This window comes from Sulfurovum sp. MH2-6 (assembly GCF_058374785.1).
In genome coordinates, this window is sequence record NZ_CM178170.1 from 1,753,366 (window position 1) to 1,771,157 (window position 17,792).

19 protein-coding genes and 1 riboswitch are annotated in these 17,792 nt (G+C 48.2%); of the genes, 2 read left to right on the forward strand and 17 right to left on the reverse strand.

What is annotated here, in order from left to right; all coding sequences use genetic code 11:
* The first annotated feature begins 54 nt into the window (after positions 1–54).
* Positions 55–657 carry a recombination protein RecO gene (recO, locus tag AC4JOV_RS09015; RefSeq protein WP_229938367.1) on the forward strand — a complete coding sequence of 201 codons (603 nt, stop codon included), beginning with the start codon at positions 55–57 and terminating at the stop codon, positions 655–657.
* 98 nt (positions 658–755) lie between these two features.
* Positions 756–956 carry a hypothetical protein gene (locus AC4JOV_RS09020; RefSeq protein ID WP_229937909.1) on the forward strand — a complete coding sequence of 67 codons (201 nt, stop codon included), beginning with the start codon at positions 756–758 and terminating at the stop codon, positions 954–956.
* A gap of 55 nt (positions 957–1,011) precedes the next feature.
* Here AC4JOV_RS09020 and AC4JOV_RS09025 read toward each other — a convergent pair whose 3' ends face one another.
* The 17 genes from AC4JOV_RS09025 to AC4JOV_RS09105 all read right to left on the reverse strand — a co-directional run bounded on the left by AC4JOV_RS09025 (position 1,012) and on the right by AC4JOV_RS09105 (position 17,739).
* Positions 1,012–1,581 (reverse strand): PhnA domain-containing protein, encoded by a 570-nt coding sequence (locus AC4JOV_RS09025; protein WP_229937908.1) that lies wholly within the window; start codon positions 1,579–1,581, stop codon positions 1,012–1,014.
* A 210-nt stretch (positions 1,582–1,791) separates the two neighbouring features.
* Positions 1,792–2,181, reverse strand: a complete 390-nt coding sequence (locus AC4JOV_RS09030; RefSeq protein ID WP_229937907.1) for an allophanate hydrolase-related protein — start codon at positions 2,179–2,181, stop codon at positions 1,792–1,794.
* 1 nt (position 2,182) lies between these two features.
* A complete protein-coding gene (atzF, locus tag AC4JOV_RS09035) occupies positions 2,183–3,505 on the reverse strand; it encodes an allophanate hydrolase (protein WP_229937906.1) in 1,323 nt (440 codons plus the stop codon).
* A gap of 13 nt (positions 3,506–3,518) precedes the next feature.
* Positions 3,519–4,409 carry a DMT family transporter gene (locus tag AC4JOV_RS09040; protein WP_229937905.1) on the reverse strand — a complete coding sequence of 297 codons (891 nt, stop codon included), beginning with the start codon at positions 4,407–4,409 and terminating at the stop codon, positions 3,519–3,521.
* Positions 4,406–5,254 (reverse strand): sugar phosphate isomerase/epimerase family protein, encoded by an 849-nt coding sequence (locus AC4JOV_RS09045; RefSeq protein WP_229937904.1) that lies wholly within the window; start codon positions 5,252–5,254, stop codon positions 4,406–4,408. Before AC4JOV_RS09045 ends, AC4JOV_RS09040 begins: the two co-directional genes overlap by 4 nt.
* A gap of 8 nt (positions 5,255–5,262) precedes the next feature.
* A complete protein-coding gene (uca, locus tag AC4JOV_RS09050) occupies positions 5,263–8,865 on the reverse strand; it encodes an urea carboxylase (protein ID WP_229937903.1) in 3,603 nt (1,200 codons plus the stop codon).
* 96 nt (positions 8,866–8,961) lie between these two features.
* Positions 8,962–9,744 (reverse strand): N-acyl homoserine lactonase family protein, encoded by a 783-nt coding sequence (locus tag AC4JOV_RS09055; RefSeq protein ID WP_229937902.1) that lies wholly within the window; start codon positions 9,742–9,744, stop codon positions 8,962–8,964.
* 10 nt (positions 9,745–9,754) lie between these two features.
* Positions 9,755–10,762, reverse strand: a complete 1,008-nt coding sequence (locus tag AC4JOV_RS09060; RefSeq protein WP_229937901.1) for a fatty acid desaturase family protein — start codon at positions 10,760–10,762, stop codon at positions 9,755–9,757.
* Positions 10,763–10,766: 4 nt separating this feature from the next.
* On the reverse strand, positions 10,767–11,387 hold the full coding sequence (locus tag AC4JOV_RS09065; protein WP_229937900.1) for an urea amidolyase associated protein UAAP2: 621 nt from the start codon (positions 11,385–11,387) through the stop codon (positions 10,767–10,769).
* 10 nt (positions 11,388–11,397) lie between these two features.
* The gene (locus tag AC4JOV_RS09070) at positions 11,398–12,135 is read right to left on the reverse strand and encodes an urea amidolyase associated protein UAAP1 (protein ID WP_229937899.1); all 738 of its coding nucleotides are present in this window, start codon (positions 12,133–12,135) and stop codon (positions 11,398–11,400) included.
* 94 nt (positions 12,136–12,229) lie between these two features.
* The gene (locus AC4JOV_RS09075; protein WP_229937898.1) at positions 12,230–12,994 is read right to left on the reverse strand and encodes an ATP-binding cassette domain-containing protein; all 765 of its coding nucleotides are present in this window, start codon (positions 12,992–12,994) and stop codon (positions 12,230–12,232) included.
* Positions 12,991–13,815, reverse strand: a complete 825-nt coding sequence (locus AC4JOV_RS09080) for an ABC transporter permease (RefSeq protein ID WP_229937897.1) — start codon at positions 13,813–13,815, stop codon at positions 12,991–12,993. The genes AC4JOV_RS09075 and AC4JOV_RS09080 overlap by 4 nt, the downstream gene beginning before the upstream one ends.
* An 8-nt stretch (positions 13,816–13,823) precedes the next feature.
* Positions 13,824–14,897: a putative urea ABC transporter substrate-binding protein gene (locus tag AC4JOV_RS09085; RefSeq protein WP_229937896.1), complete on the reverse strand. Its 1,074-nt coding sequence runs from the start codon at positions 14,895–14,897 to the stop codon at positions 13,824–13,826.
* A 43-nt stretch (positions 14,898–14,940) separates the two neighbouring features.
* Positions 14,941–15,038: riboswitch (guanidine-I (ykkC/yxkD leader) on the reverse strand.
* Positions 15,039–15,178: 140 nt separating this feature from the next.
* Positions 15,179–15,679 carry a protein disulfide oxidoreductase gene (locus tag AC4JOV_RS09090; RefSeq protein WP_229937895.1) on the reverse strand — a complete coding sequence of 167 codons (501 nt, stop codon included), beginning with the start codon at positions 15,677–15,679 and terminating at the stop codon, positions 15,179–15,181.
* A complete protein-coding gene (locus AC4JOV_RS09095) occupies positions 15,676–16,527 on the reverse strand; it encodes a fructosamine kinase family protein (RefSeq protein WP_229937894.1) in 852 nt (283 codons plus the stop codon). Before AC4JOV_RS09095 ends, AC4JOV_RS09090 begins: the two co-directional genes overlap by 4 nt.
* Positions 16,528–16,746: a hypothetical protein gene (locus AC4JOV_RS09100; protein ID WP_491522136.1), complete on the reverse strand. Its 219-nt coding sequence runs from the start codon at positions 16,744–16,746 to the stop codon at positions 16,528–16,530.
* Between the two features lie 18 nt (positions 16,747–16,764).
* The gene (locus AC4JOV_RS09105) at positions 16,765–17,739 is read right to left on the reverse strand and encodes an AAA family ATPase (protein ID WP_229937892.1); all 975 of its coding nucleotides are present in this window, start codon (positions 17,737–17,739) and stop codon (positions 16,765–16,767) included.
* Positions 17,740–17,792: the final 53 nt, after the last annotated feature.

Sequence of the window (17,792 nt, forward strand, 5' to 3'; positions counted from 1 at the left end):
TCATTATAATTTACCGAAATATCAAAAAAAGGAAATGCTATCAGAGGATTTATACTGGGTGTCAAAAAAGCCAAGAACGAAGACTCGATCGCCGTTGTCTTAAGTGAAGAGAATATACGCTCTTATTACCGTTTTTACGGCGCCAGACACTCGATCCTGCAGCTTGGAAACCTGGTGGATTTTGAAGTGGACGGTGAGGATGGCAGATTTCTTCCCCGTATACGTGCGCTCTCTCATATCGGTTTCCCCTGGCTTTTTGACAAGAACAGGCTGCTGCTCTGGCATAACTTTATCCGGCTTTTTGAACCGCATCTCAAAGATGCTGAAGAGATAGAGCGTTTTTATTTTGACCTGCTGATGGATGCTGCAAAAAGATGGCACAGGCAAAACCCCAAACGTATCGTCTGCGAAAGCTATATCAAACTTTTAGAATATGAAGGGCGTATTCATCATGACGAGCAGTGTTACATTTGTGAAACACCTCTGGGGGAACAGATCTCTTTGATGCAATCCTTTATCCCCGCACACCCCGAATGTCTCTACAGTGCTTCACTCCCAAAGCAGAAACTCTTTGCATTTTTTGAAAGCAAAAAAACGGTCTTTCTGGAGGATGATGACGTTGACTACCTCTATGAAACGGTAATGAAAGGATTATGATTGACATCTTCCGATGAAGGTAATATAATAGGATGTTTTATTACCGTTTCGACAGAGTGTGGTTTTAAAATAAAATAAAATAAAAAGGGGTGTCGTTCATGGCAAAAGTCTTAAAGAAAAAAGCAGTGAAAAAGGTAGCGAAAAAAGCTACAAAGAAAGCGGTAGCAAAAAAGGTTGTTGCTAAAAAAGCAGCAGGGAAAGTACTCAAAAAAGTCACTAAAAGAGTGTTGAAGAAAAAACCTGCAACAAAGAAAATCGCCAAAAAAGTAGCGAAAAAAACGATCAAGAAAATGGCTTGATCTTCAAGGAGTAGTCTCTGCTACTCCTTTTCATACTTTCAAAATGTTCCCCATATTATAACTTCTTCAAAAATTCCGTTTTCAGATAGATCAAGGTCCCGTTCACCCGTCCCTGTATATGCGTCGGATCATCGGCTACCATACGGATATTTTTTACCGTAGTTCCCTGCTTGGCTGTAAATCCCGCACCTTTAACCGGAAGGTCCTTGATAATAGTGACACTGTCTCCCTCTTGGAGTAATGTACCGTTTGCGTCTCTTACCTCCGGTTGATTCTCCTCTTCCAGTCCTGCTTCTGCCCACTCCTGAACAGAGGGTTCAAGATAGAGCATATCAAGCATATCCTGCGGCCATCCCTCGGAAGAGATCTGTTTGAGGATACGGTATGCCATCGCCTGTACTGCAGGTTCAGGGCTCCACATGGTGTCGTTCAGGCAGTGCCAGTGGTTGACATTATCCATCGGGTTAGCCACCAGTGATTGACAGGTACTGCAAAGCAGTATAGACTGCTCTGCACTTCCATCTGAAGGCTCTACCTGGTAGACACCCAATCCATCAGTCGAGCCGCACAACTCACACTTGTCACCGCTACGGTCGCCGAGTATACTTGCAAGATCTTTCATCATCTACTCCCTTGGATTGCTCTTAAATATATTCTAGCGAAATGCTACTTCAAGACTCCAAGCCTTCCTTTCAATCCCGATATACCCATAGGGATCAGACGCAACCACTGCAAAAACCATACCCAAGGGTTACCATTACAGGTGGAGGTCTGCATGCGCCATACAACTTACCCCCATCCATCGATCAAAAGCAACTTCGGGAACAAACAGTGGCTATGCGATATAGTTTCTCCAGCTTTTCAGATCACTGATCTCTTTTGCATCCTTTAGAAAGTCAGCTTCACATAAAAACCCGTAAATACCGTTTCCATCTTCCAGATATACGGTGCCGATCCCGAGAGGCGAAGCGATCTGCTTCATAAACTTTCCAAAGTTCTCTACAGGCATCGACCACACTTCAAGCTCAATCTGTGTATCGCTGCTACTGTCATATATCATCCCCGGACGGATCGGATCTCTGTTTTCCAGTACAAACAACCGATACCCTTTTTGGGTTCTTGTTTTTTGGACAAGTGTTGCATCAAGCGCTGTCAACTGCCAGTTCAAAGGCAGCCCTTCCATATGCGCACCGCATACACCTACCAGTATCTCATTCTCTTTCATGTTAAACACCTAAATAGTTTGAAGCATAATCCATGATTTTCTCTTCTTCAAATGTGTCAGCAATGATGGTTACCCCAAATGGCAGACCATTCTCCCTGAAGCCGGCAGGCACGGCAATAGCACAAAGGTCAAGCAGGTTCATAAAGTTGGTGTAGTATCCAAGGTTGGTATTTAACTGTATCGGATCAGCATTTACCTCTTCTATCGTATAGATCGTTCCCGTTGTCGGCGTAAGCATGAACGCATATTCATTGAATATCCTGTCCATGATTTTTCTATTTTTCTTTAGAGTATATTCAGACTCAAAATAGTTGATCGCATCTATCTTGTCTCCGCCGGATATGATCGTTCTTACTGTTTCATTTACCACTTCAGGGGTCTTTGTAATCGTATCTTTGATAGCGATATATCTCTCAGCCACCCATGGACCGCTGTAGAGAAGATTGGCACTCTCATCAAAAGGCGTATAATCTACCTCTACCGCTTTTCCACCTAAGGATTCAAATTTTTTAACAGCCTCTTCAAAAAGTTGTTGCGCCTGATCATCACCGAAGAATTTTAAATGCTTTTTTTGAGGGATTGCAAAAGTGAAACTTCTTTTTGCTTTTTCTTCTGTCGGAGTATAGGCTCTGCTATAGATATCCTCCTGGTCATACCGGCTGATGATATCAAATACGGTTTGGATACAGGGAAGCTCTGCAGCAAAAACCGTAACACAGTCAAGACTCCTACAGGCAGGCACCACACCACCGGTACTCACGACACCTTTGGAAGCTTTCAAACCGATCAGGTTGTTAAATGCCGCAGGAACCCTTCCTGATCCTGCCGTGTCCGTTCCAAGTGAAAAGGCCGCCATATCAAGGGCCACACTTACAGCACTGCCCGAACTTGAGCCTCCGGAGATGTACTCGGGACTGATACTGTTTTTACAGGCACCGTAAGGGGAGCGCGTGCCTACAAGCCCCGTAGCAAACTGGTCAAGATTGGTTTTGCCTACAGGTATTGCCCCGGCTTGGATAAGCTGTTCAACGGCAAACGATGAACGCTCCGGTGTGTAAGCAAACTCAGGACAGGCTGCGGTTGTCGGCACGCCGGCAAGGTCAATGTTATCCTTGATGGAAAAAGGGATACCATAGAGCGGGAGAGAATCGATATCAACACCTTCCAGCCGTGAAAGATATGGTTCAAGCTCTTCGTCACTAAGAACGTAGAGATAGATCGGATTATCGGTATGCGCTTTGATACGTGCTTTGATCTGCGCGATCACGTCACGCGGTGCAGTTATTTTGTTTTTATAGTCATTCAGTAATTTTGATATAGTCATAATCTATCCTTATTTATATAGACGTTTCTGCTGAAGGAACGTCGTCATCTTTTGTACGCAGCGCTTCTATGAATGCTGCTGTCATGATCAGTCCCCCGCCGAGTATCTCGACAGGGCTCATCGTCTCCCCTGCAATGATCGTTGCAGAGATGACAGCGGTGATCAGCTCCATAATGATGATGATCGAAGAGCGTCCGGCTTCCATATGGGTGACACCCCACTGAGAGCCGATATTTGCTGCAAGCAGCCAGATCAGTGCGTAAAGCGCAAGTGCAAGCCAGGCATCCATTGAAACAAAGGCTGGCATTGGTTCGACATTACCGGCTATCAGTATAGCTGCAAGGATAAAACATCCGTAAAACATTACAGTAATCTTTGAGACAACAGGAACAGCCTGTGCCGCCCTGAAAACAAGATTGTTCATGGCAAAGAAAAAGCCCGATAGCAGGGCAATCAGATCGATCCATGACGGTGCACCGCCGAGGGCATCAAAGCCGCCTAAGACAAGAAAAGCCCCGCCTATAGCCAAACTTACGCCCAGCCAGCGCCAGCGGTCGATCTCCTCTTTCAAAAAGAACTTTCCGCCTAAAACTCCCCAGACAGGAAGCAGGTAAAAAAGTACCATAACGCGGATCACCTCACCGTTGATCAATGCATAGGTGAAAGCAAGATTGGCACCGCCTCCAAGCAGGAAGATCAATCCCATCATCTTCTTATGGTTACGCCAGATAGATACCTGCCCCAATAGGAACGGGGTCAATGTCAATGCTAATATGCCGTAAGCACTTAAGGTTAAGGCTATGCCGTCGATCCCCATACCGTTGATGGTTTTTAACGGCAGCCATGAAAGGCCCCAGAGTATGGAAGCGCTCAGCAGTACGATAACGGGAAGTCTTGAACTCATGAGGCATCCTTCATAATATCGTTAAAATGTTCGGTTTCGGTTCTAGCCATCCAGCAGTTTATCTCCCATAGATCAGCTACCGGTGCCTGTGTAAAAGGCAAGGTGTGCAGATAACCGTCCGGTCCGAATTCCGGGGTTATCGTACTCATCTCGAAGCCGCGATCCCGCTGGAGACGCCAGATACACTCCCAGCATTGCTGATGTGCTTTCAGGGCATCAGCATACTCAGGTGCCGCAGGATGGGGTACCTGGGGACCCTGATCATAGCCGACACGGGCATGGATATGACGTACATTGGAAGCGATCGCTTCAATGGTCTCAAACTCCGTATCCATCTGCCGTTCACATACCACGCACCAGTGGCTTATATCTGCTGTCAACGCGATCTGCGGCAGCTTTTGCACGATACGGCGTGTTACCCATGGATTGAAGAGCGAGCGGCTTCGGTGGGTCTCGAAGCTGATCTCGAGGTTATAATGTGCTGCCGCTTTCATTGCTTCTTTGAAAAAGTGCAGACTCTCTTCCTCGTACCAGGCATCCACTCCTCCGATACAGGTAACAAACAGCGGTGCAAGTTCTGCACTGCGCCGAAGGATCTCTTTAAGATCCTTCAGATGCTCTTCTGCATCCATATCACGGCGGGGAACATAGTCACCGCCTGTCACCGCTTCTGCGATATAGAGCAGACCATGCTTTTCAAGGCACGCTTTCCAGTATCTTCGTTCCTCCGGGGAGGTCGGTGCAGCTCCTTCGATACCGTCAAAACCGGCTGCTTTTGCTTCCAGACAGGCGGTCTCGAAGTCACCTTCAAATCCCCACATCGTTTTAAAACATTGTAGTTTCATGGCAGTCTCTATTCCAACGGTTCGATCACGAAAAGCAACTTGCCCGCATGGATATTTTCCCCTTCATGGCAAAGCACCTTCACCACTTTTCCCGCCTCGGGAGCTTCAATATCAACTTCCATCTTCATCGCTTCAGCGATAGCAAGAACTTCACCCTCTTCGACAATATCACCAAGCTTAGCCGTCACCTTCCAGAGGCTGCCCTGTACCGGAGACTCCACTGCTTCTTCGTTTTCGCCAAGCTCGATCACTTCCATTGTCTCGGCGTTCGCTTCACTGCTTTCAGAAGTAAAGTTTGCCAAGCCTGTGCGTTCCCACATTGCACGCTCTTCATCAAAGGCATTTTGCTGTGTCGTCTTGAATGCTTTAATACTTTCATCATGCTTTTCAAGGAAATCTTTGTACTCCTTGAGACTGAATGTTGTCTCCTCTACTTTAAGCTTCATACGTCCACGGGGAAACTCCTCGCGCATCTGCTGAAGCTCTTCGGCACTCACCTCGTAGAACTTTATCTGGTCAAAAAAGCGCAGCAGCCAAGGTTTGCCCTCTTTAAAATCTCCGGTCTGACGGTGACGGTTCCACATCTGCACGGTACGGCCGACGAATTGGTATCCGCCAGGACCTTCCATTCCATAGACACACATGTACGCACCTCCGATACCGACGGCATTTTCAGGGGTCCAGGTACGTGCCGGGTTGTATTTGGTCGTAACCAAACGGTGGCGAGGATCAAGCGGTGTCGCTACCGGTGCGCCAAGGTATACATCACCCAGACCCATCACAAGGTAGTTGGCACCAAAGACGATCTTCTTGACCTCATCAATACTCTCAAGACCATTGATACGGCGGATGAATTCGATGTTACTTGGACACCAAGGGGCATCAGGACGTACGGTCTTCATATACTTATCAATGGCGATACGGGTTGATTCGTCATCCCATGAAAGCGGCAGATGTACGATGCGTGTCGGTACCTTGATATCATCGATAGACGGCAGGGTAAGTTCGATCTCTTTGAGACGCTCGATCAGTGCTGCACGGTCGCACACTTTCGGATCGAAGTGAATCTGCAGCGAACGGATACCCGGAGTGATATCCGTAACCCCCTCTACCGCAGCTTCTTTCACCGCCTCCATCAGTACATGGGCTCGGAAACGCAATTCGATATCAAGCTGCATCTCTCCGTATTCGACCAGCAGGTTTGCATCTCCCGACTGACGGATGACCATAGCCGGAAGCTCCCCTTTTGCTTCATCGGCAAAAAGGATAGGTGAACCGACCGGTTTGGGATCAAGAAAAGAACGCTCATCATAGGTAGAAAGCGTAGCAATCGCCTCTTCCTGTGCACTGAGCATCTCCATTGCCGTGTCGTGTTCCACCGGGACAAATTTCACCTTGTCGCCCGCACGCAGCTGACCCATCTTCCATAATTCCGCACTCACGATAGTCACGGGACAGACAAATCCGCCTAAACTCGGACCGTCAGGACCGAGAATGACCGGCATATCACCGGTGAAATCCACTGCACCGATCGCATAGGCATTATCATGGATATTGGACGGGTGAAGCCCCGCTTCACCCCCATCGGTACGTGCCCATTGCGGCTTGGGACCGATAAGACGTACACCGGTACGGTTAGAGTTGTAGTGGATCTCCCACTCTGTCTCAAAGAAGGTCTTGATATCCTCGTCGGTGAAGAAATCCGGTGCCCCATGCGGTCCATAGAGCACACCGATCTCCCATCTGTTTTCAAAGTCGTGGCGTGGTCTGGCTGTTCCTTTAGCGATATCACCATCGATCATCTCATCGATGTGAAGGACATCACCCGGTACAAGCGTACGTCCGGCATGTCCACCAAACTGTCCGAGCGTAAAGGTAGAACGGCTGCCAAGATACTCAGGTACGTCAAATCCTCCGCGAACGGCAAGGTAGGTTCTAAACCCTTCATTATGTACCTTCTTGAGCTTGAGCACACTGCCTGCCTTGAGATACAGAGCTTCATTCATCCCAACAGGTTCATTGTCAATGAACGCATCGATCTGCGCACCGCAAAGTGCGACAACACTGTCTGTGTTAAATCGCAGCGTCGGACCTGCAATAGCGATCTCTAGCCCCGCTGCCCTTTCATCATTACCGACAAGACGGTTGGCATAACGGAAACTGAAACTGTCAAACGGCCCGGAAGGCGGCACACCGATATCCCAGTATCCGCTGCGCCCGGGGAAGTCCTGGATCGTTGTCTGTGTCCCGGGTCTCAGAACGTCAATGCTGCGCGGCGTGAAGCTGAAACCATCAAGATACTTTGTCGTCTGTTTGCCCGCGTTAAATACATCGGAAGCAACGATCGCACCCAGGTAGCGCAGGTTTGTCTCGATACCGTCAATACGGGTATCGGCAATAGCGCTGCTGATTTTCTCAAGTGCCTCTTTTCGGTCACTGCCTTTGACAATAAGTTTGGCGATCATCGGATCATAAAAAGAGGAGACACTCAGACCCGTTTCGATAAAGGTATCACAGCGGATACCCTCTGCAAAATCCACATTGGTCAAGACACCGGAACTCGGCTGGAAGTTTTTCATCGGATCTTCCGCGTAGACACGTACCTGAATAGCATGTCCTTTGGGTGCATGGACATAGCTGTAAAGCCCGGGGTTTTCACCGTAAGCCGTACGGATCATCCACTCAACCAGGTCAACACCCGTCACCTCTTCCGTGATGCCGTGTTCGACCTGCAGGCGTGTGTTGACCTCCAGGAAATAGAATTCGCCGCTCTCTGTATCGTAAACAAACTCGACGGTTCCTGCCGAACGGTAAGCAACCGATGCCGTAAGGTCTTTGGCCGCTTTGTAGAGTGCTTCTCTTATCTCATCGGAGATCAGTGGTGCAGGCGTCTCCTCGATCACCTTCTGGTTACGGCGCTGTACAGAACAGTCACGATCTCCCAGTGTTGCGACGAAACCTTCCCCGTCACCGAACACCTGTACTTCGATATGGCGTGCTTTTGCAACATATTTTTCCAAAAACATTCCGCTGTCAGAGAAGTTGTTCTCGCTGAGTCGTTTGACAGAGTCGTAAGCATTGATAAGCTCAGACTCCTCAAAACAAAGCTGCATCCCTATCCCTCCGCCTCCGGCAGTACTTTTGAGCATGACAGGATAACCGATGCGTTTTGCTTCGCTTTTGGCGTTATCCAGGTCACTCAGCAGAGATGAACCGGGAAGCAGCGGCACATCATTTTGTTCTGCAAGTGAACGTGCCGTGTGTTTGAGCCCAAACTCTTCCATCTGCTCCGGACGCGGACCGATAAAGGCGATCCCCGCTTCTTCACAGGCACGGGCAAATGCAGCATTCTCACTTAAAAAACCGTAACCGGGATGGATGGCTTCAGCACCGCTTTGCTTTGCAACATCGAGGATCTTCTCAGTATCGAGATAACTCTCACTTGCAACACCGTGGCCGATATAGTAGGCCTCATCAGCAAGACTGACATGCAGTGAATCAGTATCAGCGCCTGTATAGACGGCAACTGAACCTATGCCCATTTTTTTAAGCGTACGGATAACGCGGCAGGCAATCTCCCCGCGGTTGGCGATCAATACTTTGCTAAACATTCTATTTCCTTCATTTTCAGAGTCATTTCGGGCCGTCCCGGTCGTCTCTATGCCACAGGTCGTCCAGCGGCACGGGAAGAGTTATACTTCTTCTTATTATTCAAACCATTTCGGAAAGCGGTTTTTGCTTTCGAAAAAATGCATATCATGGTTGGGCCAGAGCTCGGCACCAGTTTCATCAGCAAGCTTCTTGAGCTTCCTGATGCTTGCAATGGCCATCGCTTCGTCATCATGCCAACAGAGACCCGGTGCGATCTCCTTTTCAAGGTTTTCACACAGATCCGCCGCATCGCCGCAAAGAAGAATAGGTGAGCCTTTTGGCATCTCAATCAACATCGACATATGTCCGGCGGTATGACCGGGGGTTTCAACAGCCCGTACACCGGGGACAAGATCGTATTCTCCCTTGTATACATGCCAATTAACGGGGCATGCTACATCCTCTTTGAAGTACGCTGCATCAGCAGGTTCATAAAAGGCTTCCAGCTCCTTCTGATGCACGTGTACCTCTGCACCGCAGAACTCACATACACCGCCTGCATGATCAAAGTGCAGATGGCTGCAGAAGACAACATCGATATCCTCTTTTTGCAATCCAAGCTCGGCCAATCGATTGGGCAGACGCTGCTCCTCGCTCATCTGCGGCGGTCCGAAGGGGAACTCCTCGTTTTCATAGAACTTCTTGCGCTTCACCTCATCCGCGATCTTGGCGTAATCGCAACCGACATCATAAAGGATACGGCCATTGTCAGTTTCGATAAGATACGCCAGGATCGGCGCATTTATAATGATACCTTCACCGCATCCACGGGTAGAAAGTCTCTTTTCATAACGGTGGGTTCCGGTAAGGATGGGCCAAAACTTCTTCACCTGTGTCATTTTTTCTCCTTTAATGCGCTGTTAGAAACGATACACCGTCAACACCGATAAAGTCTCTTCCTTTATGGACATCGGTATCTGTTGCATCCGAGTTTATCACCCGTTGCACACGGTAACGGTGGTAGCTTTTGAGCAGATTGACGATGGAGAGTACCTGTGTCTCATTCTTTCCATAAAGTTCCCTATGAAGCGCCGGCAGACGATACCAGGGCTGCATCTGCCTGTCGTGGTGGACATTGTGATACGAAAAATTCAGTACCAGAAGGTTTAGCCACGGATATTTCTGTGACAGCAGATTGGAAAAGGTATTGCGTTTTTCAAATGCACTGTCATACTGTCGCACCTCATGCCCGCTGGAGTGATCAAGTGTTTCGTAGAGATCATAGGTATGCTGGTGTACATCCATAAAACGCATTACCGTCATAAAGAGCATATATGCTACAGGATAGAACAGAAGCACTTTCCACGAGATGCTTGCCAATAGAGCGAAAAATGCCAGACGCAACATCAGCACCGTCACGACACGACGGCGAAGATGACGGCGACTCTCTTTTACAAACGGCAGGATTATCACAAGCGCATGCATCATGATCTCAAGCGCAGGGATATAGAACCACTCAAGCACCTGAATCAGCTTCAACAGCTTCGGATACCGCTGCAGACGCGTACGGAAATCAAAGGAGACGATATCCGCACGGTCCATATGGTGACGGACATGTTTGTGTTTGATCGCCTCGTAGTCACTGTAGGAAGCACCGCACAACCAGAGCAGCAGTTCACCGAAAAAGCGGTTGTGACGACTCTTTTTAAAGAGTGATTCATGTGCACATTCGTGAACAAAATAGGCTGCGATCACCATAGCATGTGCTAAAAAAAGTATACCCAGCACATTCAGCCACAAAGCATCGGCCAGTATCGCTGCAAACCCGAAAATATACGCTGAAAACATATAGCTCCATGCCAGAAGGCTGGGAAGCACTGCATCATCAAATCTAAAGTATTTGGCAGCCGTTTTCATCTTCTTAATCGTCCCAGATAACCATCTGAATAGGAGAGGGATCGTAGTCGTTGCACGGGTTGTTCAACTGTGGACAGTTGGATACCAATACCAGGGTATCCATCTCCGCTCTCATTTCAACATAGTCACCCGGTTTGGATATACCGTCTACGATAGCCAGGTGACCGTCCTCTTCAACCGGGACATTCATAAAGAAGTTGATATTGTTGGTAAGGTCTCTTGGATCCATCTCCAACTCACCGATCTCGAACAGATAGTTGTCACGGCAGCTGTGCATATATTTCGTATCATGTGAATATCGCACCGTGTTACTTTCGGCACTGCAGTGACCGCCCAGTGTATCGTGGTTTCCACAGGTATCCGCAGTGATCTCCATCATCACATTGTCATCGGTGGAGATAAGTTTCGTCCCTGTTGTCACAAAGATGCTTCCCTGTTCTCTCACGGTATCCGGGGCAGAGTAACGCTCTTCATGGTCATTGGCATTGTAAAATAGCGTATCGACCGCCTGACACCCTTTAAGATCGATAATACGAAGCGTCTGTCCTTTTTTGACTACATAGCTCCATGGTACACCGGCCGCGATCCTTTCGTTATAGATTGCATTGTTAATCTCTCTGCTCATTATTCTCTCCTTAGGCAAAATAGCGTGCGTTGTTGATGAAGGCACGTTGGGATTGTGGGCTGAAGTTGACGCAGAGGTCGTCTTCTGTAACAGGCGCAGCCTTGTAGATCGTCAGCTGTACATCACTGGGGTTGTACCCTCCTTCTTCCATCACATGCGGTGTGTTTGAGAGTAGCAGCAGTATATTCATCTCTGCACGCAGTTCGATGTAGCTTCCAGGTTTGGGGCGTCTGGATGAGAGCTCCAGTCTGCTTCCCTCTTTGACATCCACTTTTCTAAAAAAGTTGATCGCAGGGATCATATCACGTTTACCCATACCGTACTTTCCCAGTTCGACGAGGAAGTTCTCTCTGTCACTTTTGTAGTAACGGTTACGGATATGCTCGAAGTCGCCTTCACCGAAACGCTCTTTGATAATGCGGGGATTGCTTATCCCTGCGATGGCATCGAACATCCCATCTGTCGTGTCTTCAGTGATCGAAAAGAGCACACGTCCCAGCTCTGAGTAAAGTACTCTTCCTTTACCGAAATAGGCATTGTACTGGATCTTTACCGTATCAGCAGAGTTGAAACGTTCAGCTGTATTATCGGCATTGTAAAACATAGCCGAAAGAGAGCCCAAGCCGTTTTCCGTCGTAATGCGCAGCTTGTCTCCGCGTTTAATGATTTTCGACCATCGTGCCCCGCCCGGGAGCACTTCGTCGAGGATAATTGATTCTGGTTTCAGATTTTTGTGTTCAGTTATCACTGTTTCTCCTTCATAATTTCTTCGGGCCGTCCCGGTCGTCTCTATGCCACAGGTCGTCCAGCGGCACGGGAAGAGCTATACTTCCCGGTATGATTCAAACCTTTATGGTTCTATCGATCTCATCTAACACGGTTTCATTCGTTTCTCCGACAGGAATGTCGTACGTGATACGTGCACCATAGGCATTCGGCAGCTGCGGATCGTGACGTACCTTGTCAAAGACCAGCAGTCGGGTCCCCAGATAGAAGCCCTCATGCAGGTCATGTGTCACCATAACGACTGTGAGATTATTCTTTCTCCACAGCTCCAGGATCAGAGCATGCATATCCGCACGTATCCCCGGGTCCAGAGCACCGAAAGGCTCATCAAGCAACAGGATCTTCGGCTTTTTCACCAATGATTGCGCAATGGAAAGGCGCTGCTGCATCCCTCCCGAAAGCGCACTGGGATACTTCTCTGCCGAATCGGCAAGACCGACAGCTTCAAGCATCTCCATCGCTTCTTTCTCAGCCGCTTTCTTCGCTTTTCCAAACAGACGTCCGAAAAACCTCGACTGTTCCAGTTCTATACCCAGCATAACATTTTCCAGTACACTGAGGTGTTCAAACACCGAATAGCGCTGAAAAACGATCCCTCGTTCTACACCGGGCTCTTCAGGGAAAGGCTTACCGTCCAGCAGGAAGGTACCCTTGGTTGGATACTCCTGTCCCAGCAACATTTTTAAAAATGTCGTCTTTCCGCATCCCGATGGACCGACCAACGTACAGAACTCGCCCGCTTCGATGTTGAGCGTCAGCTTCTCGAGTACGACATTATCGCCGTAGCTTTTCCAAAGGTTCTTGATAGATACGAGACTCATGAACGCTCCTTTCCTGCGTCATACCACTTAAAGGTACGGTAGTTAAACTGTTTCAACAAATAGTCAAACAAAAATGCCAGCAGGGTGATCCAGACCACATAAGGGAGGATCACATCCATCGAGAGATAGCGGCGCACCAGGAAGATGCGGTATCCCAAACCTTCTGTTGCCGAGATCGCTTCTGCAGAGATCAAGAAGATCCACGCCGTACCGAGTGTCAACCTGACCGCATCCAGTAGACGCGGAAAGATCTGCGGCAGTACAACACGCAGGGTGATCGTCCAGCTGCTTCCTCCCAGGGTCTGGGCCTTGATGAGCTGTTCAGTCGGCATCTCCATGACCCGCTGCTGCAGATCGCGAACGATCAATGGTGTTACCCCGATAACGATAAGTGCTACTTTAGCCATCTCACCCATCCCAAAAACGATGAATAAGATGGGCAAAATAGCCATGGGCGGCACCATCGAAATAGCCGCAACAAAGGGAGAGAGTCCTGCGCGAACGAACGGAACGAACCCGAGGGGAATCGCTATCAACAGTGCCAAAACGGCACTGATCATCACCCCCAGACCCAGACGCTCAAGTGAGGCAAGCGTATCTTCAACAAAAAGATATTCGCCCGTACGTTTGCTCGGTGTAAAGGCCATGCGATCAACCGCTTCGACAAAACTGCTCATTGATGGAAGCAGTTTGTCGTTCGGGTTTTCCGCCAGTCTTACATCGGATGCTACGATATAGATCAGCAAGACCACGATAAAAGGCAGCAGTCCCATAATCAGGGCCGTCGGTTTGGACGGTCGGAGGTTCATTAAACGTTTCATGGTAAACCTTACAGTTTTCCTTCCGCAGCCATCTTGACATAGGTGTCAATAAAACGAAGCTTGATATTGCCTTGATCGCCAAAGGTTTTGCCGCCAGGGAACTCCATACCGATAAATGCTGCATCCGGTGCACCTTCACCCAGAATTCCGTGTTCAAATGAGAATTCACTCACTTTTTTCATCGTCTTAGGCAAGGCTTCACTGTTAGCAAACTTGACCGCATCCGACGCTTCATAGAACATCATGGTCGAATCCAGCTGGCTTTTGTATCCTGCAAGGTCCGTACCTGAAGCTTTCGCCATAAACGTCAGTGCTTCCTCATCCCCTTTTTTCATCAGATCCATGACTTCAAACCATGCACCCGTCAGTGCCTTAGCAAGTTTAGGATTGTCATTGAGCGTCTCTGTATTGATTACCAGCATATCGATGATCTCACCGGGAGTCTTACTCGAATCGAAAACAAGATTTGCACTTGGGTTGGTAGTGAGTATCTCACTGAGCTGCGGATTCCACGTTGTCATTGCCGTCACTTCATCCGTACCGTAAGCTGCGACCATGTCTGCGTCAGAAGTGTTGAGAACCTTCACATCTTTTTCACTTAGACCGACTGTTTCAAGTCCACGTGCAAGAAGGTAATGCGATACAGAGAGTTCGACAAGATTAACCGTCTGTCCCTTGATCTCGGCAAGGTTTTTCTTCCCTTTTAGCAGGATACCGTCATTACCGTTGGAGTAGTCGCCCATGATAAGCGCCGTAGAGTCAACACCTCCGGCTGCGGGAATCGTAAGTGCATCCATATTAGTCATAAGACAGCCATCGAACTTACCAGCTGTGTACTGGTTGATCGATTCGATGTAATCATTGACCTGCACCATTTCGATCTCAATGCCGTACTTCTTGGCCCACTTGTCGACGATCCCTTTTTGCTGGGCATAATCCCAAGGCATCCAGCCGACATAGATCGTCCATGAGACCTGGAACTTCTCTTTGACTTCAGCATATGATGAATTGATTGAAAGTCCTAAAACCAGAACAGTGAGTGCCATTTTTTTAAAAAGTTTGGTAAATGTAGATGAGTTCATCTTGTATCTCCTAAATAGATTTGAAACACATAAGAGGTAGTATTCCTCCCGGGCTTTTATCCCTCCGTGTAACCCTACTTAAGAGCCGGTTGCTCTCGGACCAGTCATCTTTAAAAGATCGGAACCCTAGCTACCTTGTTGTCGTAACAATACGAGGTTGTTTAAACCTCTTATATAATTTCGTTAAAGTAAGTATATAGTATTTATGACTATTCATATACCGTCATACTGTATAAAAAATATACAATTAACTTAAATTATTATTAATTTTAATATAATAATTATTCCGCAATACCCATACGGCCCTTTAATCCCAGTGTCGTCGTGTAGCCGACCTCAGTAAACTGCAACTCCCCTTTTGAATCAAAGATAAATGTCGTAGGAAAAACCTCAACATGAAAGATCCCTGCCCATTTTCCCCGGGTATCATTGAGTACACGAAAGTGGTAGCCGTTTTCCCTCATATACCTCTTGAGTACCTCATCTGATCCCGAATTCACCGCGATACTCACTACCTCATACTCCTCAGAGACCGCCTCTATATTGGAAGCTTCGGCTTTACAGGTGGGGCACCAGGTCGCCCAGAAATGTACAATGAGGGGTTTCCCCTCCATCTCCCTGCTTCTAAAAGTGCTGCCATCTATCAGCTTAGCCTCTATTTGCGGTAATTGGCTGCTTTGAAGTTCGGGACTGCGGAGATAACTCAGGAGGCTACTGACCACAAAGAGCAATACGGCAAAGATCACGATCTCTTTGAGTAACTTTCGGATATTCACTCTCATACCTTTAGAGACTCCAGTCTCTGCTTCAGTTCGATGATATATCCCCCTCCGTAGAGTGCAGCATGCACCAGCAGCGGATAGATCTGGTAAAGTGGGACCTTGGTCTCATAAAACTCCCCGCTTAGAGCATGGACTTTGGTATACTCCTCGAAAAATTCTTTCCCGAAGGTATGAAAAAGCAGGAGAAAAGCCAGCTCCATCTCCCTGTCTCCAAAGTAGATCGCCGGATCGATAAAACATACACCGCTCTTTTCATAAAGCAGATTGCCGCTCCATATATCCCCATGCAGCAACGATGGTGTGATCCGGCTCATATCGATACGTCTATAGAGCCCGCTGCAGAGAGTCTCAATCCGCTTCAGCAGAGACTTCTCCAGGACGCCTCTGTCATAACACAGCTTTGCCATCGGCAGGATGCGCATCTGGGAGAGGAACAGTGCCCAGTTGTATTGTGTCTGTTCGTTGTTTTGGGTGAAGGAAGCAATCGTTGTGTTGTAGTAGTAGCCGTACATCCGGCTATCGTTACTCACCTGATGCAGTGATGCCAACGCTTTGGCAGTTTCGATCTCTTTATCATAATGGATACTGCGGCAAGGAGTGATATACTCCAGTACCAGCGCCGCTTTGGTGGAGACGATCACTTCCGGGACACGCACTCCGTTCGTTGAGAGGTCCTGAAGCATCTTTGCTTCTATCATCAGGTCAGCTCTCTCCTCTGCCGTTGTCTTGATCACAACAGAACGGTGATCCAGTCGTGCCTGATAGATATCCCCTATCTGTCCGCTGCTGAGATAGGTGAGATCAGACACCTCCCTGTCCAACAGTTCGGAGACTCTTTGCGGTGTCACTTAGAGATCCACACCGTCCCAGAACTCGTCGTAGTCCAGGTTGGTCATCATATTCTCATTTTCAAGATTCTTCTCCAGCAGCATCTTCTGCTGGGCCTCAAAGTAGAGCTCCAAAGCCTCTTCAAGCATGGTATTGACATCTTTGCCGAGCAGTTCGCTGTAAAGTTTCAGATTCTCTACCGTGGATTCTTTAAATTCTATTATCATATCATTCTGCATACGCTATTTTAACAAAAATTACTTTTCAGGTGCGGGCACATGCGCCAGAACGATATCAATGATCTTATCATTGGTAAAGTCGTTGAACTTGGCATGCTCTGTCTGGATGATCCGGTGACGGAAGACATCATGGATCACCTCTTTGACATCAGAGACAGCGACTTCATCCCTCCCCTGCATCCAGGCATGGACTCTTGCACACAGGTCCAGGGCCATCGTTCCTCTGGGACTCACCCCTACTTCGATCAGCATCTCAAGCTGTTTACTCCGGTAGCGGAGCGGATAACGTGTCGCAAAGACCAGCTCGACAATATATTTTCCTATCTCTTCGCTGCGCCCGATACGCTCAAGCTCATCACGCGCGGCAAGGATCAACTCCTGGGGAATCTTCGGCTCCTCTTTTAGCGCTGTTTTCATCCGCTTATTGTGCGCCAGTTCAAGGATCTGATATTCAGAAGCCGTATCGACATAATCGATCTTTACATGCATCAAAAACCTGTCTTTTTGGGCTTCCGGCAGCGGGAAGGTACCCGTCTGTTCGATCGGATTCTGTGTCGCCAGAACGATAAAGAGCTCAGGAAGCGGATAGGTCTTCCCGGCGATTGTCACCTGTTTCTCTTCCATCGCCTCAAGCATGGTTGACTGTACTTTGGCAGGAGCACGGTTGATCTCATCAGCCAGGATCACATTCCCGAAAATGGCACCCTTCTCCAGATGTAAAACGGGTTTTCCCTCTACTTCAAAGACCTTCTCCCGTCCCAGGACATCCGAAGGCTGAAGATCGGGAGTAAACTGTATACGGGAGAACTTGGCATCGATCACCTCTGACATCGCCCGTACGGTCTGCGTCTTGGCAAGCCCCGGCAATCCCTCTACCAGAACATTACCACTTGCAAGCAGTCCCATAATGAAACGGTCTACAACCCTCTCCTGACCAATGATCTTTTCATTCATCTGTGTTCTCAGTGAATCTATCGCTTCCCGTGGCGTCATACTTACTCCTTCGATTTCTCTATTGTAGCAAAAACCTGACAAAAGATCAGGAT